At 39.8% G+C, this 24,169-nt stretch carries 20 protein-coding genes, 10 tRNA genes, 3 rRNA genes and 2 pseudogenes; 30 read left to right on the top strand and 5 right to left on the bottom strand.

What is annotated here, in order from left to right; genetic code table 11:
• Positions 1-330: 330 nt before the first annotated feature.
• From AC0L8O_RS21805 to asnA, 7 genes and pseudogenes are all read left to right on the top strand, one after another.
• Complete coding sequence (locus AC0L8O_RS21805; RefSeq protein WP_473445292.1) at positions 331-1,170, top strand: energy-coupling factor ABC transporter ATP-binding protein; 840 nt, start codon at positions 331-333, stop codon at positions 1,168-1,170.
• Positions 1,146-2,013: pseudogene (locus tag AC0L8O_RS21800) on the top strand (energy-coupling factor ABC transporter ATP-binding protein). The gene AC0L8O_RS21805 and the pseudogene AC0L8O_RS21800 overlap by 25 nt, the downstream one beginning before the upstream one ends.
• Positions 2,010-2,807 (top strand): energy-coupling factor transporter transmembrane component T family protein, encoded by a 798-nt coding sequence (locus AC0L8O_RS21795; RefSeq protein WP_473445290.1) that lies wholly within the window; start codon positions 2,010-2,012, stop codon positions 2,805-2,807. Before AC0L8O_RS21800 ends, AC0L8O_RS21795 begins: the two are co-directional and overlap by 4 nt.
• A 10-nt stretch (positions 2,808-2,817) precedes the next feature.
• Positions 2,818-3,558 carry a tRNA pseudouridine(38-40) synthase TruA gene (truA, locus tag AC0L8O_RS21790; protein WP_473445288.1) on the top strand — a complete coding sequence of 247 codons (741 nt, stop codon included), beginning with the start codon at positions 2,818-2,820 and terminating at the stop codon, positions 3,556-3,558.
• A gap of 153 nt (positions 3,559-3,711) precedes the next feature.
• Positions 3,712-4,149 carry a 50S ribosomal protein L13 gene (rplM, locus tag AC0L8O_RS21785; protein ID WP_026561250.1) on the top strand — a complete coding sequence of 146 codons (438 nt, stop codon included), beginning with the start codon at positions 3,712-3,714 and terminating at the stop codon, positions 4,147-4,149.
• Positions 4,150-4,170: 21 nt separating this feature from the next.
• Positions 4,171-4,563 (top strand): 30S ribosomal protein S9, encoded by a 393-nt coding sequence (gene rpsI / locus AC0L8O_RS21780; RefSeq protein WP_078433120.1) that lies wholly within the window; start codon positions 4,171-4,173, stop codon positions 4,561-4,563.
• A gap of 282 nt (positions 4,564-4,845) precedes the next feature.
• Entirely contained in the window at positions 4,846-5,859 is a 1,014-nt protein-coding gene (gene asnA, locus AC0L8O_RS21775) for an aspartate--ammonia ligase (RefSeq protein ID WP_473445285.1), read from the top strand.
• A gap of 49 nt (positions 5,860-5,908) precedes the next feature.
• Here the strand turns inward: asnA and AC0L8O_RS21770 are convergent, their stop codons facing one another.
• From AC0L8O_RS21770 to AC0L8O_RS21760, 3 genes are all read right to left on the bottom strand, one after another.
• Positions 5,909-6,211 (bottom strand): hypothetical protein, encoded by a 303-nt coding sequence (locus AC0L8O_RS21770; protein WP_473445283.1) that lies wholly within the window; start codon positions 6,209-6,211, stop codon positions 5,909-5,911.
• Between the two features lie 51 nt (positions 6,212-6,262).
• Positions 6,263-6,565: a DUF5634 family protein gene (locus AC0L8O_RS21765; RefSeq protein ID WP_473445281.1), complete on the bottom strand. Its 303-nt coding sequence runs from the start codon at positions 6,563-6,565 to the stop codon at positions 6,263-6,265.
• An 86-nt stretch (positions 6,566-6,651) separates the two neighbouring features.
• Positions 6,652-7,404, bottom strand: coding sequence for a uracil-DNA glycosylase family protein (locus tag AC0L8O_RS21760; protein WP_473445280.1), 753 nt, complete (start codon positions 7,402-7,404; stop codon positions 6,652-6,654).
• A 244-nt stretch (positions 7,405-7,648) separates the two neighbouring features.
• On the opposite strand from AC0L8O_RS21760, the gene AC0L8O_RS21755 reads away from it, so the two are divergent.
• The 3 genes from AC0L8O_RS21755 to AC0L8O_RS21745 all read left to right on the top strand — a co-directional run bounded on the left by AC0L8O_RS21755 (position 7,649) and on the right by AC0L8O_RS21745 (position 10,024).
• Positions 7,649-8,086: a DUF2521 family protein gene (locus AC0L8O_RS21755; RefSeq protein WP_473445278.1), complete on the top strand. Its 438-nt coding sequence runs from the start codon at positions 7,649-7,651 to the stop codon at positions 8,084-8,086.
• 84 nt (positions 8,087-8,170) lie between these two features.
• Complete coding sequence (cwlD, locus tag AC0L8O_RS21750; RefSeq protein ID WP_473445277.1) at positions 8,171-8,884, top strand: N-acetylmuramoyl-L-alanine amidase CwlD; 714 nt, start codon at positions 8,171-8,173, stop codon at positions 8,882-8,884.
• Positions 8,885-8,962: 78 nt separating this feature from the next.
• A complete protein-coding gene (locus AC0L8O_RS21745) occupies positions 8,963-10,024 on the top strand; it encodes an Mrp/NBP35 family ATP-binding protein (RefSeq protein ID WP_473445275.1) in 1,062 nt (353 codons plus the stop codon).
• A 19-nt stretch (positions 10,025-10,043) separates the two neighbouring features.
• Here AC0L8O_RS21745 and gerD read toward each other — a convergent pair whose 3' ends face one another.
• A complete protein-coding gene (gene gerD / locus AC0L8O_RS21740) occupies positions 10,044-10,700 on the bottom strand; it encodes a spore germination lipoprotein GerD (RefSeq protein ID WP_473445273.1) in 657 nt (218 codons plus the stop codon).
• Between the two features lie 147 nt (positions 10,701-10,847).
• On the opposite strand from gerD, the gene AC0L8O_RS21735 reads away from it, so the two are divergent.
• Complete coding sequence (locus tag AC0L8O_RS21735; protein WP_473445271.1) at positions 10,848-11,459, top strand: KinB-signaling pathway activation protein; 612 nt, start codon at positions 10,848-10,850, stop codon at positions 11,457-11,459.
• A gap of 86 nt (positions 11,460-11,545) precedes the next feature.
• Here AC0L8O_RS21735 and pdaB read toward each other — a convergent pair whose 3' ends face one another.
• Positions 11,546-12,310 (bottom strand): polysaccharide deacetylase family sporulation protein PdaB, encoded by a 765-nt coding sequence (pdaB, locus tag AC0L8O_RS21730; RefSeq protein WP_473445269.1) that lies wholly within the window; start codon positions 12,308-12,310, stop codon positions 11,546-11,548.
• A gap of 110 nt (positions 12,311-12,420) precedes the next feature.
• Between pdaB and AC0L8O_RS21725 the strand changes: the two genes are divergently transcribed.
• From AC0L8O_RS21725 to glmM, 19 genes and pseudogenes are all read left to right on the top strand, one after another.
• Positions 12,421-12,600, top strand: coding sequence for a hypothetical protein (locus tag AC0L8O_RS21725; RefSeq protein ID WP_473445267.1), 180 nt, complete (start codon positions 12,421-12,423; stop codon positions 12,598-12,600).
• A gap of 253 nt (positions 12,601-12,853) precedes the next feature.
• Positions 12,854-14,403, top strand: a 16S ribosomal RNA gene (locus tag AC0L8O_RS21720).
• 358 nt (positions 14,404-14,761) lie between these two features.
• Positions 14,762-17,691 (top strand): 23S ribosomal RNA (locus tag AC0L8O_RS21715).
• Positions 17,692-17,942: 251 nt separating this feature from the next.
• Positions 17,943-18,058 (top strand): 5S ribosomal RNA (rrf, locus tag AC0L8O_RS21710).
• The 16S, 23S and 5S rRNA genes sit together here with 10 tRNA genes alongside, the layout of an rRNA operon.
• Positions 18,059-18,067: 9 nt before the next feature.
• Positions 18,068-18,142 (top strand) — tRNA-Asn (locus AC0L8O_RS21705).
• A gap of 2 nt (positions 18,143-18,144) precedes the next feature.
• Positions 18,145-18,217, top strand: a tRNA-Thr gene (locus tag AC0L8O_RS21700).
• 17 nt (positions 18,218-18,234) lie between these two features.
• A tRNA-Glu gene (locus AC0L8O_RS21695) sits at positions 18,235-18,309 on the top strand.
• Between the two features lie 9 nt (positions 18,310-18,318).
• A tRNA-Val gene (locus AC0L8O_RS21690) sits at positions 18,319-18,394 on the top strand.
• Positions 18,395-18,433: 39 nt separating this feature from the next.
• Positions 18,434-18,506: transfer RNA gene (locus AC0L8O_RS21685), tRNA-Thr, on the top strand.
• A 17-nt stretch (positions 18,507-18,523) separates the two neighbouring features.
• A tRNA-Tyr gene (locus AC0L8O_RS21680) sits at positions 18,524-18,607 on the top strand.
• Between the two features lie 81 nt (positions 18,608-18,688).
• Positions 18,689-18,763, top strand: a tRNA-Gln gene (locus AC0L8O_RS21675).
• 3 nt (positions 18,764-18,766) lie between these two features.
• Positions 18,767-18,839, top strand: a tRNA-Lys gene (locus AC0L8O_RS21670).
• Between the two features lie 4 nt (positions 18,840-18,843).
• Positions 18,844-18,918 (top strand) — tRNA-Gly (locus tag AC0L8O_RS21665).
• 10 nt (positions 18,919-18,928) lie between these two features.
• Positions 18,929-19,004: transfer RNA gene (locus tag AC0L8O_RS21660), tRNA-Ala, on the top strand.
• 158 nt (positions 19,005-19,162) lie between these two features.
• Complete coding sequence (gene sigW / locus AC0L8O_RS21655; RefSeq protein ID WP_473445265.1) at positions 19,163-19,789, top strand: RNA polymerase sigma factor SigW; 627 nt, start codon at positions 19,163-19,165, stop codon at positions 19,787-19,789.
• A 14-nt stretch (positions 19,790-19,803) separates the two neighbouring features.
• Positions 19,804-20,406, top strand: a complete 603-nt coding sequence (locus tag AC0L8O_RS21650; protein ID WP_026562108.1) for an anti-sigma factor family protein — start codon at positions 19,804-19,806, stop codon at positions 20,404-20,406.
• 112 nt (positions 20,407-20,518) lie between these two features.
• Positions 20,519-21,349, top strand: a pseudogene (cdaA, locus tag AC0L8O_RS21645) (diadenylate cyclase CdaA); the annotation flags it as partial.
• Positions 21,350-22,600, top strand: coding sequence for a CdaR family protein (locus tag AC0L8O_RS21640; protein WP_473449083.1), 1,251 nt, complete (start codon positions 21,350-21,352; stop codon positions 22,598-22,600).
• Between the two features lie 26 nt (positions 22,601-22,626).
• Positions 22,627-23,973 (top strand): phosphoglucosamine mutase, encoded by a 1,347-nt coding sequence (gene glmM / locus AC0L8O_RS21635; RefSeq protein WP_026562106.1) that lies wholly within the window; start codon positions 22,627-22,629, stop codon positions 23,971-23,973.
• Positions 23,974-24,169 lie beyond the last annotated feature (196 nt).

Below are 24,169 nucleotides of genomic sequence, written 5' to 3'. Positions count from 1 at the left end.
CGTGACAGTTTCATAACTGGATCAATGCCCTTTTTTTATATGATCATATAGATTGAAAATCTTTTGTTATAGTTTTGGGGTTTATAGATATTTTAAACTTTGGCTATGCCCACGACATCCAGCTCCGAAGCATTGGATGTGCGAGTGCAGTTAGTGCGACAGGACGTCGCTTGTTTTGGCTGTCAGGTCAGCGCCTAGTCCCTCTAGGGTCTAGTCACAAATGAATTGAAGACAAAGAACGCCTTCTATTCATTTGCGCCTTATTTGCCCAAGGCTGTTCAAGGCGCTTACGCTTTAGTTATTAGCAAGAAAGATTAGGAGAGACGAGAAATGAGTGAGACAATCATCAGTGTGGAAAACATTACTTTTCATTATGATCAAACAGCTCCTCCTGCATTAGATGATGTTTCTATACAAGTTAAAAAGGGAGAATGGCTTGCGATCGTTGGACATAATGGTTCAGGTAAATCCACATTAGCAAGAATTTTAAATGGACTTTATCTACCTGACACAGGAAAAATCAACGTGTGCGGAATTGATTTATCGCAAGATACTGTGTGGGATGTTCGTAAACACGTAGGAATGGTCTTTCAGAATCCGGATAACCAATTTGTTGGAACTACTGTAAAAGATGATGTAGCATTCGGTTTAGAGAATAATGGAGTTAAAAGAGACGAAATGGTAAAAAAAATTGAATGGGCGACTAAAAAGGTAAGAATGGATCAGTTTCTAGAACATGAGCCACATCACCTTTCAGGAGGGCAAAAGCAACGTGTAGCGATAGCTAGTGTAATCGCTGTTCAACCTGATATTATTATCCTGGACGAAGCTACTTCAATGTTGGATCCTATCGGTAGAGAAGAAGTTATCCAAACAGTCCGTGAACTGAAAGAACAAAGTGACTTGACTGTTATCTCGATTACCCATGATTTAGAAGAGGCTTCAAAGGCTGATAGAATAATTGTCATGAATGGTGGGAAAAAATTCACAGAAGGTAATCCTGATGAAATTTTCCAATTAGATGATCAGTTGGTCAAAATTGGGTTAGATTTACCATTTCCACTTCAATTAAGCAAACGGCTAAGAGAAGCCGGTATTCCTATTAAGGATCATCATTTAACTGAGGAAGGGTTGGTGGAAGAGCTATGGACATTACATTTAAAAATGTAGAGCACCGATATCAGTGCTCGGACACCATTTGAAAAATTAGCGTTATATGATGTGAATTTATCCGTTAAAAAGGGGTCTTATGTATCTATTATTGGGCACACTGGTTCTGGTAAGTCAACAATACTTCAACATTTAAATGGATTGTTAAAGCCAACAGAAGGATCTATTCAAATTGGAGACCACGTTATTGAGGCAGGTAAAAAACAAAAGAATTTAAAAGAAGTGAGAAGACTAGTAGGAATTGTCTTTCAATTTCCGGAACATCAACTGTTTGAAGAAACGGTTGAGAAGGATATTGCGTTTGGACCAATGAACTTTGGTGTTAATGAGAAGGATGCATATGAAAGAGCAAGAGAGTCTTTACAACTTGTTGGTTTACCAGAATCAATACTTCAGAAATCACCGTTTGACTTAAGTGGTGGCCAAATGAGAAGAGTAGCCATTGCCGGTGTTTTAGCAATGGGTCCTGAAGTGCTTGTATTGGATGAACCAACAGCTGGATTGGATCCTAAAGGTCGAAAAGAAATGATGGATTTATTTTATCGTCTCAAAGAAGAGAGAAATCTTACAATTATCCTGGTCACTCATAGTATGGAAGATGCTGCGAAATATGCTGATGAAATGATAGTCATGCATAAAGGCACGATTGCTATGCGAGGTACCCCTAGAGAAATCTTTAGCCAAGGCGAAAAGTTAGCTTCTTACGGATTGGATTTGCCCGAAACTGTTAAATTTCAACAAAAGCTAAAGGATAAAGGGTTGGCTTTTGAGGAAATCCCTCTCACTCTAGATGAGGCTGTTATGCAAATAAAAGCTCTTATGAAAGAGGAGGATCATCTATGATGAATAGTATGATAATCGGGAAATATGTTCCAGGTGATTCTCCTGTTCATAGAATGGATCCCAGAGCGAAGTTATTAATGATATTCGCTTTTGTCTTTATCGTTTTTTTAGCTAATAATTTACTCACGTATATCCTTTTAGGTATCTACACATTAATTTTCATACTTATGACAAAGTTACCTATTCAATTTTTAATTAGAGGGCTAAGGCCTGTTTTGTGGGTTATTCTCTTTACTTTCCTTTTACATCTATTCGTAACGAAGGAAGGGAATGTATTGCTTGATCTGGGTTTTATGAAAATATTTGAAGAGGGATTGATCCAGGGAATATATATATCTCTTCGTTTCTTTTATCTTATATTAATTACCACGATCTTAACGTTAACCACAACACCTATTGAAATTACAGATGGGATGGAGAGCCTATTAGGACCTCTGAAAAAAGTGAGATTACCTGTACATGAGCTTGCTTTAATGATGTCCATCTCGTTAAGATTTATCCCAACCTTAATGGAAGAAACAGATAAAATCTTAAAAGCACAAATGGCTAGAGGCGTAGACTTCACTGGAGGTCCTATAAAGGATAGATTTAAGGCCATAGTACCATTACTTGTTCCACTCTTTATCAGCGCATTTAAGCGTGCAGAAGAGCTTGCTACAGCTATGGAGGCACGGGGATACAGAGGGGGAGAAGGAAGAACGAAGCTTAGACAATTACACTGGGGCCTTATAGACACAGTATTTCTTATTTTATTAGTCGTATTAGGGCTGGCTTTACTATATTTGCGTACGTAGGAGTAAAAGAATGAGGGTTAAATGTATTGTTTCTTATGATGGCACACACTTTAGCGGCTATCAAGTTCAACCGAATAAAAGGACAGTACAAAGTGAAATAGAGGCTGTTCTAACGAAGCTTCATAAAGGCCAATCAGTGAAAGTACATGCTTCTGGTAGAACAGATGCAAATGTACATGCGCTAGGACAGGTTATTCACTTTGACACAACATTAACAATTCCTCCTGAAAAGTGGCCATATGCCCTGAATAGTCTATTACCAATTGATATTGTCATTTTGGAAGCTGAGTATGTTGCAGATCACTTTCATTCACGATTTAATGCTAGAAAAAAGGAATATCGTTATAAAATCTCAACACAAAAAATACCCAATGTATTTAAAAGAGATTATACCTACCATTTTCCTTATGCTTTAGATATAAAATCAATGAAAGAGGCTTGTCATCACCTCTGTGGTACACATGATTTTACTAGTTTTTGTGTTGCGAAAACCGAAGTAGAGGACAAAGTTAGAACGATTTATTCAATAGATTTAATTGAAGAGGGAACAGACATTACTTTTTGTTTTACAGGGAATGGTTTCCTCTATAATATGGTCCGAATATTAACGGGAACATTATTAGAAGTAGGCCAAGGTAAAAAAACACCTGATCAAATCCCTTTTATACTTGAAGGGAAGGATCGATCCCTAAGTGGTAAAACAGCACCGGGTCATGGATTATATTTATGGAAAGTTTATTATGACAACTAAACCAGGTGTAACATTCCCTTGACATTAGGTTCTATACAGTATATCATATCTAATGGTATGTATTTCAACCCCACGAATAAGCCCCGGAAACTTATCGTGTTATGAAATAGAATAGGAACCATCTTTATTTTAATCATTAGGAGGAAAACACATATGCGTACAACGTTTATGGCAAACGCTGCAAATATCGAACGTAAATGGTACGTAGTAGATGCTGAAGGCAAAACTTTAGGTCGCCTTTCAAGTGAAGTTGCATCTATTCTACGTGGTAAGCACAAACCAACTTACACACCACACGTTGACACTGGAGATCATGTAATTCTAATCAACGCTGAGAAAATTGAATTAACTGGTAAAAAATTAACTGATAAAATTTATTACCGTCATAGCCAATTCCCTGGCGGATTAAAGTCAAGAACTGCATTAGAAATGCGTACGAACTATCCTGAGAAAATGCTTGAATTAGCAATCAAAGGTATGCTTCCAAAAGGTTCTTTAGGTCGTCAAATGGCTAAAAAATTACATGTATATGCTGGTAGCGAACATCCACACCAAGCACAACAACCAGAAGTTTACGAACTTCGCGGATAATTATAAGAGGAGGTTATTAATTTGGCACAGGTTCAATATTACGGTACAGGCCGTCGTAAAAGCTCAGTAGCACGTGTACGTTTAGTACCAGGCGAAGGTCGTATTGTTGTAAATAGTCGTGATATTAAAGAATATATCCCATCAGCAGCACTAATCGAAGATATTAAACAACCATTAAACTTAACTGAAACTGCAGGTAGCTATGATGTACTTGTTAATGTTTCAGGTGGTGGATATGCAGGTCAAGCAGGCGCTATCCGTCATGGTATCTCTCGTGCTTTATTAGAAGCAGATCCAGAATACCGTGCATCACTTAAGCGCGCTGGTTTATTAACTCGTGACGCTCGTATGAAAGAACGTAAAAAATACGGTCTTAAAGGCGCTCGTCGTGCACCTCAGTTCTCAAAACGTTAATTTTACGTTTCAAAGGCTCTCAAGCTATATGCTTGGGAGCTTTTTTATATATTGAGAAATTTCTCCATTAGTTAATCTTACAGTAACGTCATAGCGCTACAATTGAACTATGTACACTACTTTTGTCTTTAAGCAAGAAATCTATAAGAAAACCTCTAAAATTTCTCTTCATCATCTGTTTTAAAACAAAATAGGCTAATATTTAGTTTACTTTAATGGGTGACGTTCATAGTTTAAATTAGTCAAGACCCTAGAAATTGAAACTGGAGGCTTTTTATAAGAATGAGTAAAACGTTTATTTCCCTAAAAGACTATAAAAAGATACTGAATCTAATTGAAACGGAAAAGGCTATAAAAAAGTTAAAAGATCATTTTGAAATGTATTTATCAGAATCACTAAATTTAATTAAGATCTCAGCTCCGTTAATGGTAAGAGAAGGCCGAGGAATAAATGATAATTTAAATGGCGTAGAGCGGATTGTTTCTTTCGATGCAGCGGATTTTGGAAAAAGTAGAATAGAAATTGTCCAATCATTGGCCAAGTGGAAAAGAGTTGCAATTGGACGTTATGGCTTCAAGGTAGGTGAGGGTCTATATACAAATATGAATGCAATAAGAAGAGATGAACAGTTGGACCATCTTCATTCTTTGTACGTAGACCAATGGGATTGGGAAAAGTCGATTAGCCAGGAGGAACGCAATGAGGAAATGTTAAAACAAGAAGTAAACAAAATTTACGGTGCCATCAAACAAACAGAACTTTATATGTATGAACAATATTCCGAACTTCAGCCAACACTTCCTAACAAAATTGTTTTTATTACTACACGAGAGCTCGAACAACATTATCCTCATTTATCACCAAAGGAAAGAGAAAATGAAATTGCTAAAGAACAAGGTGCTGTATTTATTATGGGGATTGGAGGTACTCTGCCATCCGGTGAAAAGCATGATGGACGATCTCCAGATTATGACGACTGGACATTAAATGGGGATATCATCCTTTGGAATCCTATATTAAAAAGTGCATTTGAGATATCATCAATGGGTATTAGAGTTGATCGAAAGGCACTTTTGAAACAATTAAGAGCTTCAAATTGTGAAGAACGTAAAGCACTTGAATATCATCAAGCGATTCTGAATGAAAAACTTCCTTTTACAATTGGTGGAGGAATTGGACAGTCACGGTTGTGTATGTTCCTTTTAAAAAAGGCACATATTGGGGAGGTTCAAGCTTCAGTATGGAGTGAAGAAATAATCAAAGAATGTATAGAAAGAAATATTTCCTTGCTATGAATAAATGTTGATATTTTAGTATGAAAAAAAGACATCAAGAGATGTCCCTTTAATTTTTTCTACCACTATTTGCTTCATTATACGGTTCCTCTGTTTCTTTGCTTTTTTCATCGTGAGTTGGATGTGCCCCAGGATCTTGTCTAGGTAAGTCTTCATGGAAATTGCGATCTTCATACACAAAATTGCTATAGAATTGTTGTCCGTGTTTCCATGGAGTTTCCTTATTCTTTACAGGTTCTGTTTTTCCTTCAGGTGATCCGAAAGGACCTTCCGGATACTCCTCTGCAGTTAAAAAGGTTCTTTGAGTCTCAACATTTGAAAAGTCAGTGTAAAATTCATCCTCGTTTCTCAAAATTAATTACTCCTTTTAAAGTAGTGTGTCATCTTCATAATTTGACCAATTCTATAGTGAACGCAAAGCTTCATCCAATCCTTTATACCCATTCACATCTTTTGAGTTAGGCTCATCTGTTTCAACTGTCCATTCATTATTAGCAGCTAACAGTTGACCACTTTCATTTTTTAAGTATGGGGTATGTACCATAAAGGTTTTTCCATCTTTTCTTATTGTATATCCCATATGGTATTGATCCTTTTGTCCTTGTTCTTCAAAAACACCGATATCTTCAATGTCATATTTACTTATTAATGGTTGAAAAGCTTTTTGAAGATCATTCATTACTTCATCACGATTACTAAATTTCATTTTTAAAAACGTCCTTTCAAATTGTTTATTCTTAATATGCCTATCAAGCTGTTTTTTCATCATAAAAAGAAAGAAAAAGCATCTTGTTAAGAATTTCTTTCCCATTTATAAATGATAGATGAAAATACGTTTTTATTCTGATTAAATTGTCTTATTCGATGACCGTTTGCACCAGATGGGTGTGGAAATCCGAACAGATATACATGCTTGGTAAGGATTCCGCTTTTGAGAATATGTTGTAAAATCTCTTCAACCATTCTTCCTAAAGGGATAACCAGAGCACTATTTTTTATTTGATTTAACTCATCTACAAAATTCCCATAGGCATATGTTGTTAAAAGTGGAGACTGCTTTACTTTGGGTTTATGTCCAGTATAGTTTTTATTTTGAAAAAACACAGGGTATTTTATAACAGATGTTGTATGGATAAGATCTCTATTTACACCAAATAAAGAAGCGGCGTCTGATATATGAAGTACTTGAGAGAGATTAGTTTGGTCAAGCATATCAATCAAATTTTTCCTCATTGTTCCTGAAAAACTCGCGGCTCTTTTTGTTTGTTCTAAGATGTGATCGAGTGAAAGATCTTGTTTTAAAGCTAAGTATTGTTTTATTTGTTCAAAGGCTACCTTCATCTGGTGCCAGCCTGGAGTAATTCCAACTATGATGAGTTTTGCTTGATCATTTACATATTCATTATGCGGTGAGTAATACATGGATAATGCATTTTCACTTGCAATTAAAAATGCATCTGTTAATAAATCCTGTTTTGTCAATGGTTTTGTAATATCAAGTAATTGTATAGCGGGTAAAAAAGTTTGAAGTTTTGCTTCTTTCATCAATTTCCGCTCCTAATATAAATAATGTGTGTTTAATTTTTATTCTAAAGGTGTTTTTTATTACACCTCATTTATTGGAAATTGATTTTTAATTTAACCAATAACGTTTAATAACGTTCATTTCTTGGGAAATATTTTTATTTCTCAACTAGACCAATTCTTCTTATCTAGATGAAATTGGAAGACATTTAACGAATGATAAAAAAGGACTGATAAACAATAGATAGAAAGGGAGGTATAGACATTGACTGAGATCATTTCTTTAAAGCAAAAGAGACACCAAAAGGAATTAAAATATGAAAGAAAAATGCTCAAAGAATTAAATTTAACAGAGATTAAGGCCAAAATAGATCATTGTTTTAGAAGCTTTGAAGGAAAATTCAAAAAGACGATCATTGAAGACGGGTGTATTGACTTTGCAATAGAGGCATTTTTGCTAGGAGCAAAATATAGTCGCTTTGGTTATTATGGAGAATCGATGCAGTCTGCAAATAAACGTTGTCAGTTTGAAGAAAAAAGGTTAATTGATGATTTCTTTGACTATTTAATGACTTGGGGAAAAATAAAAGAAGGCGAATTGTCTATTGAAGAACTTTTTTTAGCGTGTGAGTATTTTATCCATTCGTGGTGGGAACAGGGCTATACAAAGGGGGAGAAACGATATAAATTGAGACTACATTAATAGTAATGAAAACCCATTGAACTTTATCATATTCCTTCCGGTTGTCCCATATATTTAACCTGAGGACGAGCAGGAGGGAATGAGATGAAGAAAAAAATAAAATGGGTGGCTTTTATAAGTGGCTTTATTGTGTTATTAATTTTATTTCAATGGCAATTTACGAACAATAATTCATGGGATTCTTGGAACTTACCACTAACAGGAAAAGTTATATATATCGATCCAGGTCATGGTGGCCCGGATGGTGGGGCTGTTGGTAATAATTCTTTAGAAAAGGATATCTCATTAAGTATTTCGTTAATTATAAGAGATTATCTTCAAGAGCAGGGGGCACTTGTGTTACTAACTCGAGAAGAGGATGTAGATCTTGCAGATGAGGATACAAAAGGATATAGCAGACGAAAAGGAGAAGATTTAAAAAAGCGGGTGAAGATCATTAATGAGTCTGAGGCTGATTTATTTTTAAGTATCCACCTAAATGCTATTCCCTCAGCAAGATGGAGTGGGGCACAAACGTTCTATAGCGGGAGATATATTGAAAATGAACATGTTGCAAAATTTATTCAAGATGAGTTAAGAAGAAATCTCGAGAATACAACTAGAGTTGCAAAACCTATAGATGGTGTTTACCTGCTTAAAAATGTTGAAAAGCCGGGTGCTTTAGTTGAAGTTGGCTTTTTGTCTAATCCAAATGAGGAAGAACTGCTTTCTACAAAGGTATACCAAGAGAAGGTTGCTGCATCCATCTATAATGGAGTTTTAAGATATTTTTCAAATGAGAAAAATCCACCCGAGTGAAGTAATCACTGATATTCTGTCTTTAAATTAAAATATGGTATACTAATGTAAACGACTTCATGATAAGGGTGGAATAGTATGCTAAAAGAAGAAGCACTGCGCACAGTAATTGGACAACTCAAAGATCCTTTCTTACATATATCATTAGAAGAGTTAAAAGCTATAGAGGAAATTAAAATTAAGCAAGAGAAAAAACACGTTAGTTTAAGAATAAGTATCTCAAAAATGAACACTCCAGAGCAACTACAGTTACAACAGCATATCGTTGCATTAGTAAAAGAAGAAGGTGCTGAATCAGTAGGTCTGCGCTTTCAGGAGCTGCCGCAGGATACAATTGAATCCTATTATGATAAAACCGAAGATAAATCAAATTCTTTATTATCACCTGGGAACAAAACAACGTTTGTTGCAATTGCCAGTGGAAAAGGTGGCGTTGGTAAATCAACAGTATCAGTAAATTTAGCTGTAGCTTTAGCACGCCTAGGTAAAAAAGTTGGTCTGATTGATGCAGATATTTACGGATTTAGTGTTCCTGATATGATGGGGATCACGAAACGTCCGGAAGTTATAGGAGAAAAAATCATTCCAGTTGAACGTTTTGGTGTCAAAGTTATATCAATGGGGTTCTTTGTTGAAGATAATGCCCCAGTCATTTGGAGAGGTCCAATGTTGGGGAAGATGTTAAATAACTTCTTTTCCGAAGTTGAATGGGGAGATCTTGACTATCTTCTTTTAGATTTACCTCCGGGAACTGGTGATGTTGCTTTAGATGTGCACTCTATGCTGCCTGCTTGTAAAGAGATTATTGTCTCCACACCACATCCAACTGCTGCGTTTGTAGCGGCTAGAGCTGGGGCTATGGCGCTTCAAACAGACCATGAAATCATTGGAGTTGTAGAAAACATGGCCTATTTTGAAAGTGCAAAAACCGGGGAGAAGGAATATGTATTTGGCCGAGGCGGCGGAGAAAAGCTAGCTGAAGAACTAAGAGTACCCTTACTAGGAAAAATCCCTTTGCAACAGCCTGATTGGAATGATGATGATTTCGCACCTTCTGTATATGCTGCAGATCATACGATTGGAAAAATCTATACAGATATCGGAAAGGAAGTCACAAAGATAGTACCTGTCAAAGCATAAAAAGCGCCCAAGGCGCTTTTTATATTTTTGCAAGGATGCAAGGGTTAACTTCCCCACCTGCACCCTGTTCTTGACCGCCGCCACTGCCTTGATCTTTTTCTTGGCCTTGTTGGCTACCACCTGATTGTTGCCCAGCTTCTTCTGCTGCTTTTAAAAGAGTCTCCTGGATTTTTACTTTGTAAAGTGGACTTGATAAAGTCTCCATTACAATGTCTTGTAAATGTTTTCTGAATTCCTGACTTTTTGCAGCCTCGAGCATACTCTTTTCCATCTCAGGATCTTTCAATACATCTATTAGCATCTTTTGATACTCAGGATCAGTCATTAATCCTTTAATTACTTTTTCATGTTCATCTTTAATGCTTGTTGCGAAGCTTTCGACAAACTTAGGATCCTCAAAGACCTTTTTCCAAAATTCTGCACCCTTGTCTGAGGTCATCGTTGTTTCAATTGTTTCTTTGACTACATTTTGATCCATGATTAGGACTTGCTTCATTTCTTCATCCTTCATTACTTCCTGTAATGCTTTTTTACCATCATCTGTTTTAAGTATATCGACAACCATTTTCTTTGTTTCTTCATAGTCCATTTGTGTTCCGGATTCTTCCCTTGGAGCACAGGCGGATAATGCCAAAATACAAACAATGAGAGTCATGAGGAGCGAGTATCTCTTCATGGTAATCCTAGCTCCTTTCAATATTTACTTACTAGTTATATTTTGATTTAGAAAAGAGAATTTATACGAGGAAAATAGCATTCATATGGCTTTTTTTGAAAAGGATTGGTAAAATCAAAATGGAGTAATGTGATGGAGGATGTAAACGTGAACAGTAGAAATTGGGTACGGTTGTTTTTAAGCACGCTGCTTGTTGGAGGATTAACAACAGGTGTAATTGGATTTCTTCTTAAGTGGGCAGAATATAAGGATTTATTTTTGAACTTTGATATCATTGAGATTCTCTCGGTTTTATTTTGGCTATTTGGTGTAGGACTTATATTTAGTGTCATCAGTCAGATGGGTTTTTTTGCTTACTTAACAGTTCATCGATTTGGACTTGGGATATTTAAGTCAGCTTCGCTATGGAATTTTGCTCAAATCATTCTTATCCTCTTCGTCCTATTTGATTTGGCCTATTTCCGTTTTCAATTATTCGCTAATGAAGGAGACACCTATATTTCGTACATATTTTTGGCCCTTTATGTGCTTATAGTTGGATTGATTGTTGCGTTCTTTAAAAGAAAAGATACAAATAAGGGGGCATTTGTTCCAGCCTTATTCTTTATGATTGTTGTCACTGTTATTGAGTGGTTCCCTGCTCTGCGTGTAAATCAAGAGGACTGGTTATTGCTAATGCTGATTCCTTTGCAAGTATGTAACGCATATCAATTAATCATGTTGCCTAGATTCACCCATACAAAAAAGAGTCAGCGCTAAGCTGCTCTTTTTTTACAGGTAAGGAAGTTTAAGGTTTATGAGTTAGTTCTATAAAGCATCGGCTGTTTATAGCTATCTGGCTTATGCTATTTAACTTCTGAAGACTTTGTTTCAGCATTTGCAATAAGTTCATCGACTGTCACATTTTGAAGCCCTTTACTTCTAATTTCTTTAATAATTGTTGGTAATGCTTGAGCTGTTTGTTTTGCGGAGTCTGATGCATGTAGAAGAACGATATCTCCACCTTTAATAGTAGATGTCGTATTTTTTATTATTTCTTCTACACCTGGATTTTGCCAATCGTCAGAGTCTACGCTGTAATGAACAACAGTCAACCCTTGTTGATCTGCAATTTTAAGTACATCTTTATTAAATCCTCCACTGGGTGGTCGGAGTAAAGTGATGTCCTTCATTCCTAATTGTGTAAAAACTTCCTTAGCCAATGCAAGGTCTTTTCTAACTTCATTCGGTTCTAAATCCCGATAATCTTCATAATTGTATCCCATACTTCCAATTTGATGACCATCCTCTTGAATCCGTTTTACAACATCCGGATGTCTTTCAGCCCAAGAAGCAGATAAAAAGAATGTAGCATTATTTAGGTTTTGCTTTTTTAATGTGTCCAAAACAGTTGCAGCTTTTGCATCTCCCCAACTAATATCAAAAGTTAAAGCAATTTCTTTATTCTTCGTTTCACCTCTATAGACTGCTTTTGGCCCCTCAGATGTTGAAAACACAGGATAGTTCAAAGTGTTCTCCACAAATAAGATACCTGCTGTAAAAAAAGCAGCTAGCATAATGAGTGCAAGTTGTTTAATTTTCTTCATATGAATGACATGAAATTGATTCATTACGATCCCCCTTAAAACAGCATACTCTTGAGACAAGTCTATGCTTGGACTTCAATTAAAATGATTAAAAACCCAAATAATTAGAAAGAATGTAAGGGGAGGTTTACAAAATGATTTATTACCTGTTACATGAAAAAGAGAAAATTGAACTTGAAAGCATAATTAGTCGTGAGATTAAGGAAGTTCATCAACTTATAGGAACTACTGATAGTTCCGATTGGATAAAAAGAAGAGCCCTTCAAGAAAGAATAAATGTTTTATTTAGTATCAAAAAAAAGTTTGAAAATTAGGTTGACCTTAGAAATTAAAGGTGTTATATTAATAAACGTCGCTGCTGAGCGACTATAGAAACTTCTTTAAAAAAATAACAAAAAAAGAAGTTGACACACAATTTACTAAGTGTTATATTAATAAAGTCGCTTCTGAGAGAACGACAAACAAATGATCTTTGAAAACTAAACAAAACCAAGCGTGCCAACGTTAATTTCGATTAACAAAAACGTACTATATAGTACAAAACTTTTATGAGCTATATCAAACACTTTATTGGAGAGTTTGATCCTGGCTCAGGACGAACGCTGGCGGCGTGCCTAATACATGCAAGTCGAGCGAATCTGAGGGAGCTTGCTCCCAAAGATTAGCGGCGGACGGGTGAGTAACACGTGGGTAACCTGCCTGTAAGATTGGGATAACTCCGGGAAACCGGAGCTAATACCGGATAACATTTCGAACCGCATGGTTCGGGATTGAAAGACGGCTTCGGCTGTCACTTACAGATGGACCCGCGGCGCATTAGCTAGTTGGTGAGGTAACGGCTCACCAAGGCAACGATGCGTAGCCGACCTGAGAGGGTGATCGGCCACACTGGGACTGAGACACGGCCCAGACTCCTACGGGAGGCAGCAGTAGGGAATCTTCCGCAATGGACGAAAGTCTGACGGAGCAACGCCGCGTGAACGATGAAGGCCTTCGGGTCGTAAAGTTCTGTTGTTAGGGAAGAACAAGTACCAGAGTAACTGCTGGTACCTTGACGGTACCTAACCAGAAAGCCACGGCTAACTACGTGCCAGCAGCCGCGGTAATACGTAGGTGGCAAGCGTTGTCCGGAATTATTGGGCGTAAAGCGCGCGCAGGCGGTTTCTTAAGTCTGATGTGAAAGCCCACGGCTCAACCGTGGAGGGTCATTGGAAACTGGGGAACTTGAGTGCAGAAGAGGAGAGTGGAATTCCACGTGTAGCGGTGAAATGCGTAGAGATGTGGAGGAACACCAGTGGCGAAGGCGACTCTCTGGTCTGTAACTGACGCTGAGGCGCGAAAGCGTGGGGAGCGAACAGGATTAGATACCCTGGTAGTCCACGCCGTAAACGATGAGTGCTAAGTGTTAGAGGGTTTCCGCCCTTTAGTGCTGCAGCAAACGCATTAAGCACTCCGCCTGGGGAGTACGGTCGCAAGACTGAAACTCAAAGGAATTGACGGGGGCCCGCACAAGCGGTGGAGCATGTGGTTTAATTCGAAGCAACGCGAAGAACCTTACCAGGTCTTGACATCCTTCGCTACTTCTAGAGATAGAAGGTTCCCCTTCGGGGGACGAAGTGACAGGTGGTGCATGGTTGTCGTCAGCTCGTGTCGTGAGATGTTGGGTTAAGTCCCGCAACGAGCGCAACCCTTGATCTTAGTTGCCAGCATTCAGTTGGGCACTCTAAGGTGACTGCCGGTGACAAACCGGAGGAAGGTGGGGATGACGTCAAATCATCATGCCCCTTATGACCTGGGCTACACACGTGCTACAATGGATGGTACAAAGGGCTGCAAGACTGCGAAGTCAAGCGAATCCCATAAAACCATTCTCAGTTCGGATTGCAGGCTGCAACTCGCCTGCATGAAGCCGGAATCGCTAGTAATCGCGGATCAGCATGCCGCGGTGAATACGTTCCCGGGCCTTGTACACACCGCCCGTCACACCACGAGAGTTTGTAACACCCGAAGTCGGTGGGGTAACCGTAAGGAGCCAGCCGCCTAAGGTGGGACAGATGATTGGGGTGAAGTCGTAACAAGGTAGCCGTATCGGAAGGTGCGGCTGGATCACCTCCTTTCTAAGGATATGAGGCATGCTTGGTATTTTGTTTAGTTTTGAGAGATCATATGATCTTTCAATAAGTAAGAAAACACATAGGAGTGAAAATGCATTTAGCATTTGAGTATCCTGTGATTTATGTTCCTTGAAAACTAGATAACGAAAACAATTCAAGTAATTCACTGAGTTTAAACGCTTAGTTTAGTGATTCTCTTAATAATAGAACGGATATTCAGTAAGTACTGATATCCTAAGGCGAAGGAGAAGCAAAGAGTACGAGGCGGCGAGTGTTTGAGGAGCGGAGTGGACGTATTTTGTCCATGAGCACCGCAGAACGCGAAGCCAACGAAGTAATCTGCAGCTTATCGTTCGCCGAAGGTTAAGTTGTTAAGGGCGCACGGTGGATGCCTTGGCACTAGGAGCCGATGAAGGACGGTACTAACACCGATATGCTTCGGGGAGCTGTAAGTAAGCTTTGATCCGGAGATTTCCGAATGGGGAAACCCACTGCTCGTAATGGAGTAGTATTTTCACCTGAATACATAGGGTGATAAAGGCAGACCCGGGGAACTGAAACATCTAAGTACCCGGAGGAAGAGAAAGCAAACGCGATTTCCTGAGTAGCGGCGAGCGAAACGGAATTAGCCCAAACCAAGAGGCTTGCCTCTTGGGGTTGTAGGACACTCTATACGGAGTTACAAAGGAACGGAGTAAATGAAGAGGTCTGGAAAGGCCCGTCAAAGAAGGTAACAACCCTGTAGTTGAAACTTCGTTCCCTCCAGAGTGGATCCTGAGTACGGCGGGACACGAGAAATCCCGTCGGAAGCAGGGAGGACCATCTCCCAAGGCTAAATACTCCCTAGTGACCGATAGTGAACCAGTACCGTGAGGGAAAGGTGAAAAGCACCCCGGAAGGGGAGTGAAAGAGATCCTGAAACCGTGTGCCTACAAGTAGTCAAAGCCCGTTAATGGGTAATGGCGTGCCTTTTGTAGAATGAACCGGCGAGTTACGATCCCGTGCAAGGTTAAGTTGATAAGACGGAGCCGCAGCGAAAGCGAGTCTGAATAGGGCGAATGAGTACGTGGTCGTAGACCCGAAACCAGGTGATCTACCCATGTCCAGGGTGAAGTTCAGGTAACACTGAATGGAGGCCCGAACCCACGCACGTTGAAAAGTGCGGGGATGAGGTGTGGGTAGCGGAGAAATTCCAATCGAACCTGGAGATAGCTGGTTCTCTCCGAAATAGCTTTAGGGCTAGCCTTGAAATGAGAGTCTTGGAGGTAGAGCACTGATTGGACTAGGGGCCCCCATCGGGTTACCGAATTCAGTCAAACTCCGAATGCCAAAGACTTATGTTCAGGAGTCAGACTGCGAGTGATAAGATCCGTAGTCAAGAGGGAAACAGCCCAGACCACCAGCTAAGGTCCCAAAGTATACGTTAAGTGGAAAAGGATGTGGAGTTGCTTAGACAACCAGGATGTTGGCTTAGAAGCAGCCACCATTTAAAGAGTGCGTAATAGCTCACTGGTCGAGTGACTCTGCGCCGAAAATGTACCGGGGCTAAACGTATCACCGAAGCTGTGGACTGTTCTTTTAGAACAGTGGTAGGAGAGCGTTCTAAGGGCTGAGAAGCCAGACCGTAAGGACTGGTGGAGCGCTTAGAAGTGAGAATGCCGGTATGAGTAGCGAAAGAGGGGTGAGAATCCCCTCCACCGAATGCCTAAGGTTTCCTGAGGAAGGCTCGTCCGCTCAGGGTTAGTCGGGACCTAAGCCGAGGCCGAAAGGCGTAGGCGATGGCCAACAGGTAGAAATTCCTGTACCACCTCCTCACCATTTGAGCAATGGGGGGACGCAGAAGGATAGGGTAAGCGCGCTGTTGGATATGCGCGTCCAAGCAGTTAGGCTGACAATGAGGCAAATCCCATTGTCACATAAGCTGAGCTGTGATGGCGAGGGAACTATAGTACCGAAGTTCCTGATTCCACACTGCCAAGAAAAGCCTCTAGCGAGGTGAGAGGTGCCCGTACCGCAAACCGACACAGGTAGGCGAGGAGAGAATCCTAAGGTGAGCGAGAGAACTCTCGTTAAGGAACTCGGCAAAATGACCCCGTAACTTCGGGAGAAGGGGTGCTTTTTAGGGTGAATAGCCCGGAAAAGCCGCAGTGAATAGGCCCAGGCGACTGTTTAGCAAAAACACAGGTCTCTGCGAAGCCGCAAGGCGAAGTATAGGGGCTGACGCCTGCCCGGTGCTGGAAGGTTAAGGGGAGAGGTTAGCGCAAGCGAAGCTTTGAACCGAAGCCCCAGTAAACGGCGGCCGTAACTATAACGGTCCTAAGGTAGCGAAATTCCTTGTCGGGTAAGTTCCGACCCGCACGAAAGGCGTAACGATCTGGGCACTGTCTCAACGAGAGACTCGGTGAAATTATAGTACCTGTGAAGATGCAGGTTACCCGCGACAGGACGGAAAGACCCCGTGGAGCTTTACTGTAGCCTGATATTGAATTTTGGTACAGCTTGTACAGGATAGGTAGGAGCCTGAGAAGCCGGAGCGCCAGCTTCGGTGGAGGCGTCGGTGGGATACTACCCTGGCTGTATTGAAATTCTAACCCACAGCCCTGATCGGGCTGGGAGACAGTGTCAGGTGGGCAGTTTGACTGGGGCGGTCGCCTCCTAAAATGTAACGGAGGCGCCCAAAGGTTCCCTCAGAATGGTTGGAAATCATTCGTAGAGTGTAAAGGCACAAGGGAGCTTGACTGCGAGACCTACAAGTCGAGCAGGGACGAAAGTCGGGCTTAGTGATCCGGTGGTTCCGCATGGAAGGGCCATCGCTCAACGGATAAAAGCTACCCCGGGGATAACAGGCTTATCTCCCCCAAGAGTCCACATCGACGGGGAGGTTTGGCACCTCGATGTCGGCTCATCGCATCCTGGGGCTGTAGTCGGTCCCAAGGGTTGGGCTGTTCGCCCATTAAAGCGGTACGCGAGCTGGGTTCAGAACGTCGTGAGACAGTTCGGTCCCTATCCGTCGTGGGCGTAGGAAATTTGAGAGGAGCTGTCCTTAGTACGAGAGGACCGGGATGGACGCACCGCTGGTGTACCAGTTGTCTTGCCAAAGGCATAGCTGGGTAGCTATGTGCGGAAGGGATAAGTGCTGAAAGCATCTAAGCATGAAGCCCCCCTCAAGATGAGATTTCCCATAGCGTAAGCTAGTAAGATCCCTGAAAGATGATCAGGTTGATAGGTCAGAGGTGGAAGCGCGGTGACGTGTGGAGCTGACTGATACTAATCGATCGAGGACTTAACCTAAATAGAAAAGCGGAAGAAGCCCGCTTAAATCCATAGGGCATTGGAGCGATCGAGTTGAAGTCGTTCTTTGACTTCGTCGAGAGAGTGAAATGACCGTAGGATTTGGCTTCTGTAGCTGGACAAAGTAAGAGCATAAACTCAGTTAGTGAATTGAATTGTGTATCGTTATCTAGTTTTGAAGGAATATAAAAGTTTCAAAAAAACACTTGAAATATTCTTCTAATTTAGTATAATAATTTTTGTCACAAATATCTGGTGATGATGGCGAAGAGGTCACACCCGTTCCCATGCCGAACACGGAAGTTAAGCTCTTCAGCGCCGATGGTAGTTGGGGGTTTCCCCCTGTGAGAGTAGGACGTTGCCAGGCTTTGATTATTCCGCAGTAGCTCAGTGGTAGAGCTATCGGCTGTTAACCGATCGGTCGCAGGTTCGAGTCCTGCCTGCGGAGCCATTGCTTCCATAGCTCAGTTGGTAGAGCACTTCCATGGTAAGGAAGAGGTCACCGGTTCGAGCCCGGTTGGAAGCTTAAGAAAACACTTATACGGCCCATTGGTCAAGCGGTTAAGACACCGCCCTTTCACGGCGGTAACACGGGTTCGAATCCCGTATGGGTCACCATTTAAAATTGGAGGATTAGCTCAGCTGGGAGAGCACCTGCCTTACAAGCAGGGGGTCGGCGGTTCGATCCCGTCATCCTCCACCATGAAATTTTAATACTCAAAATAATATATACTCTATTTACGCCGGTGTAGCTCAATTGGTAGAGCAACTGACTTGTAATCAGTAGGTTGGGGGTTCAAGTCCTCTCGCCGGCACTCTTTCTTCTCAATTCGGAGGGGTAGCGAAGTGGCTAAACGCGGCGGACTGTAAATCCGCTCCTTAGGGTTCGGCAGTTCGAATCTGCCCCCCTCCACCATTTATAATAAAATATAAAATTCATCTAATGAATTGTGAATACTTTCACTATTAAAGGGGAAAGTATTACTATCATAATTAATGGGCTATAGCCAAGCGGTAAGGCATCGCACTTTGACTGCGACATGCGTTGGTTCGAATCCAGCTAGCCCAGCCATTAGAGCCATTAGCTCAGTTGGTAGAGCATCTGACTTTTAATCAGAGGGTCGAAGGTTCGAGTCCTTCATGGCTCATAATGCGGAAGTAGTTCAGTGGTAGAACACCACCTTGCCAAGGTGGGGGTCGCGGGTTCGAATCCCGTCTTCCGCTCCAACGGCACCATGGGGCCTTAGCTCAGCTGGGAGAGCGCCTGCTTTGCACGCAGGAGGTCAGCGGTTCGATCCCGCTAGGCTCCACCAAAATTGTATATAATGATTTTACATATATTAAGCGATAAACAATGTTTATCGCTTTTTTGATGCACTGTTAATTAACATAACGGAAAAGAAATGAAAAGAAATAAAAGTTTTCTCCATACATCAACCAAAATTTGTTAAAATAATTTATGTGAAAAAAAATGAAACTTAGCAGCATCCTATTACGTATAAAAGATAGCCGCAGAGTGCGGGGGTATGATAAATATGGAGACACTGATAAAAAAAGAATTAAACAAGTAAAAAAGGGCGATCAAAATGCATTTGCTGAAATAGTAGATATTTATAAGGACAAAATTTATCAACTATGCTATCGAATGCTTGGGAATGCACATGAAGCAGAAGACATTGCACAAGAAGCGTTTATAAGAGCATATGTTAATATTCATACGTATGATATGAATAAAAAGTTTTCAACCTGGTTATACCGTATTGCAACGAATCTTTCTATTGACAGAATTAGAAAAAAGAAACCGGATTTCTATTTAGATGCAGAGGTTTCCGGTACGGATGGTTTAAACATGTATTCCCAAGTAGCAGCGGATGTATCGTTACCAGAGGATGAACTTGAAACATTAGAGTTACAGCAAACGATCCAAGGTGAGATTTTAAAATTACCTGATAAGTATCGAACGGTTATTGTCCTAAAGTATATTGATGAATTATCACTAAATGAAATTAGCGAGATTTTAACCATCCCTGTTGGGACTGTTAAAACTCGTATACATCGGGGCAGGGAAGCATTGAGAAAGCAATTAAGGCATTTATAAAGAGGTGAATAAAGATGAGCTGTTCTTCAGAATATGTACAACTTTTGCATAAATATTTAGATCATGAACTAACATCTGCTGAAGAAAAAGTTGTAAAAGAACATCTTCACAGCTGTGAAGATTGTTATCAGCATTTTCATGAACTTGAGAAAGCAGTAGCTTTTGTTCAGAGTACGTCACATATAGAAGCTCCATTAAACTTTACTGAAGGAGTTATGAACAGCCTTCCCAAAGAAAAAAGAACTGTATCATGGAATCGCTGGTTTAAAGGGCATCCGCTTTTAACTGCTGCATCCCTATTTATCCTTTTGATGGTAGGTAGCTTATTCTCTGCATGGAATGAGGATCAACACTTCAGCGTTTCAACACAGAAAAATCTTGTTGTTGAAAATAGTAAAGTCATTGTGCCAAAAGATGAAGTTGTTAAAGGTGATGTTGTTGTCAAAAATGGAACCTTGGAAATAGAGGGTACTATTGAAGGTAATGTAACTGTTATTAATGGAGAGCAATATATGGCATCTGCCGGAAACGTAACCGGAGATATTGAAGAAGTTGATGAATTATTTGAATGGTTATGGTATCACGTTAAAAGGATATCAAAGGACGTAGTAAGTTAACGGAAGGGTCATCGTTATGGTGGCCTTTTTACATACATCTATATAAAATGATATAATGGGATAGTTGTCAGAAAGTAATAAAGAATAAAGCTAACTCATGGAGGACAAGTGAATGGGGTATGAGGTTTTACCAATATTGAATGACATACCAATATTGCATTACCTCGGTATAGCTATTGATATTCTCCTTGTATGGTACGTTATATATAAATTAATTATGGTTGTAAGGGGAACAAAAGCTGTTCAGTTGTTAAAAGGGATAACGGTTATTATTGTCGTCCGTATGTTAAGTCAATATCTTGGTTTAAGTACTTTGCAATGGTTGATGGACCAAGCTTTAACATGGGGATTCTTAGCAATTATTATCATTTTCCAACCAGAGCTACGCAGAGCTTTGGAGCAGCTGGGAAGAGGTCGATTGTTTTCAAGGAGTGGCTTGCCGGGAGAAGAAGATCCTGAAGTCACTGTAGAAGCAATTGTAAAAGCAACAGATTATATGGCAAAAAGGCGTATTGGTGCACTAATGTCAATTGAAAAAGAAACAGGTATGAGCGACTATATCGAAACAGGAATTTCATTAAATTCAAGAATATCCTCTGAGCTCTTAATAAACCTGTTTATTCCTAATACACCACTACATGATGGTGCGGTTATCATACAGAAAAACCAAGTAGCAGCTGCTGCATGTTATCTACCCTTATCAGAGAGTCCTTTTATTTCTAAAGAACTCGGAACAAGACATAGAGCAGCATTAGGAATTAGTGAAGTAACAGATAGCTTAACAATTATTGTCTCGGAAGAAACAGGCAATGTGTCTGCTGCCAGAAATGGTGAATTACATCGGAACTTATCTCAAGATGAGCTAAGGGATATTCTCCAAAAAGAACTTTATACGCAAACGAAAGTTGTTTCCTCAAACCGTTGGCACTGGAGGGGGAAAAAGATGGATAAGTTGATGAATAATCATTGGGTTATGAGAGTGATCGCCCTGTTCTTAGCTTTAATGCTTTATGCATCTGTAAATATTGAATCAGGTACACAGGCAAATAAATCGACATCACCATTAAAAACTTCAACTTCTTCTTCACTAGAGACAGCAGTAGTTACAGATATACCGGTTGTTACATACTTTGATGAAGAAGATCTAGTGGTAACCGGGGTACCGGAAACCGTAAATGTTACTTTAGAAGGTCCAACTGGTGCATTGCTAAAGGCGAGACAGCAAAAAGACTTTGAAGTTTATGCAGAGTTAACTAATTTATCAATCGGTTCACATCGGGTGAATTTAAAAATTAAAAATTTATCCAGTGATTTAAAAGCAAAGATAAGTCCTTCAGTCATTACAGTTTCAATTGAAGAAAAGATATCAAAGGATTTTCCGGTTGAAGTGGAATATATAAATGAAGATAAATTAGAAGAGGGTTATTCACCTGATCAACCAATTGTTAGTCCAAATAGTGTCCGTGTTACTGCATCAAAAGAAATTATTGACCGCATATCAAAGGTTCAAGCGACTATTAATTTAGAAGGTGCAAAAGAGACAATAAATAAGGAATCCAGAATTACCATCTATGATAGTGACGGCAATATATTACCTGTCGAAGTGGAACCGTCTGTAGTCGACGTGACAGTTCCTGTAAAGAGTCCAAGTAAGGTTTTACCTTTTAAAGTTGTACGGGAAGGAGAACTTAAAAAGGGACTTAGCATTTTAAGTATGGAAACTAATCCGAAGGAAATTACAGCATATGGACCACTAGATGTGCTGGAAAATTATGATTTTATAGATGGGGTAAAGGTGGATTTATCCGAAATTGAAAAAGATACTGTGCTAGAAGTGGATGTTCCTCTACCAGAAGGAATTGAAAAGATAAGTCCAGAAACGGTGAAAATTGAAATAGATGTAGATGAACAACAAGAGAAATCATTCTCGGATAAAAAAATTGAAGAAGTCGGAATGGCAGAAGGAAAGGTGTTTGACTTTCTAGATCCTGATATTGGAGAATTGGATATTAAAATCTATGGTGCTCCAAGTGTAATAAACGAAATTAATTCTGCGGATATCGAGTTATATATAAACCTTTCCAATTTAAGTGATGGAGAACATGAAGTACAAGTTCAAGTTAATAGTCCACAAAATATTACTTGGTCATTAGAGCAAGAAAAAGTAAAAGTGAGAATTTCATCTGCCTCCTAGGCAGATAAAATAAAGGAGCGAAACCAATGGGAAAGTATTTTGGTACAGATGGAGTACGAGGAGTTGCAAATAGTGAATTAACACCGGAGTTGGCCTTTAAAATCGGGCGATTTGGCGGATATGTTTTAACTAAGGATAAAGAAAGACCAAAAGTCCTAATAGGTCGTGATACTCGTATTTCAGGTCATATGCTTGAAGGTGCTTTAGTGGCGGGGTTATTATCAATTGGGGCCGAGGTCATGCGTTTGGGTGTAATCTCAACGCCGGGTGTTGCCTTTCTAACGAAAGCACTGGGAGCTGAGGCCGGTGTGATGATCTCTGCGTCTCATAATCCAGTCGAAGACAATGGAATTAAGTATTTCGGTCCAGATGGATTCAAATTATCTGATGAGCAAGAGCTTGAAATTGAGCGTCTAATGGACGAAGAACAAGATACATTACCAAGACCTGTAGGAAAAGAGTTAGGACAAGTTAATGATTACTTTGAAGGTGGTCAAAAGTACCTGCAATTCCTAAAGCAAACAGTGGATGAAGACTTTACTGGTATCCATGTTGCATTAGACTGTGCCCATGGTGCAACGTCTTCACTTGCTACACATCTATTTGCTGACTTAGACGCAGATGTTTCAACAATGGGAACTTCTCCTAATGGGTTAAACATAAATGAAGGCGTGGGATCTACACATCCGGAAGCGTTAGCTGCCTTCTTAAAGGAGAAAAATGCTGATATTGGACTGGCATTTGATGGAGATGGTGATCGTCTTATCGCGGTAGATGAAAATGGAGATATCGTTGACGGAGATCAAATTATGTACATATGTGCAAAGCATTTGAATAGCGAAGGACGATTAAAGAAAAGCACAGTTGTTTCAACTGTAATGAGTAATTTAGGTTTCTATAAAGCACTTGAAGAGCAGGATATTAAAAGTATTCCAACAGCAGTCGGTGACCGTTATGTAGTGGAAGAAATGAAAAATAATGACTATAATTTAGGTGGAGAGCAATCAGGTCATATTATCTTTTTAGATTATAATACTACAGGTGATGGTCTATTAAGCGGTTTGCAATTAGTTAATATCATGAAGTTAACTGGTAAGAAATTGTCAGAGCTCGCAAATGAAATGAAAAAATATCCACAATTACTTATTAATGTAAAAGTAACAGATAAGTACAAAGTAACAGAAAATGAAAAAGTAAGTGAAATAATCTCTGAGGTTGAAAAAGAGATGGGTGGAAACGGACGTATTTTAGTTCGCCCTTCCGGTACAGAGCCGCTGGTACGTGTTATGGCTGAAGCACCGACAGAGGAGCAATGCCGTGATTATGTGGAACGAATTGTAGCAGTTGTTAAGGAAGAAATGGGATTAGATTAAGAGGCGGGTTAACCCCGTCTTCTTTCATTTTATTAAGGATGGTCGTTGTTAACATAATAGCTAAAAAAACATATAAATAAGGTATGTCGATTAATTTTAAACATTAAGGATGGTAAAAATTGATTGACGACTTATTTTCTTCTGTTGTATCATTAATTTTGTTGTTTTACTTATACTAACAGGAAGGAGTAATAGG

Source organism: Metabacillus sp. KJ11-3, assembly GCF_055808295.1.
Note: the sequence above shows the minus strand (reverse complement) of the source record. Positions and strands in the feature narration are given on the sequence as shown.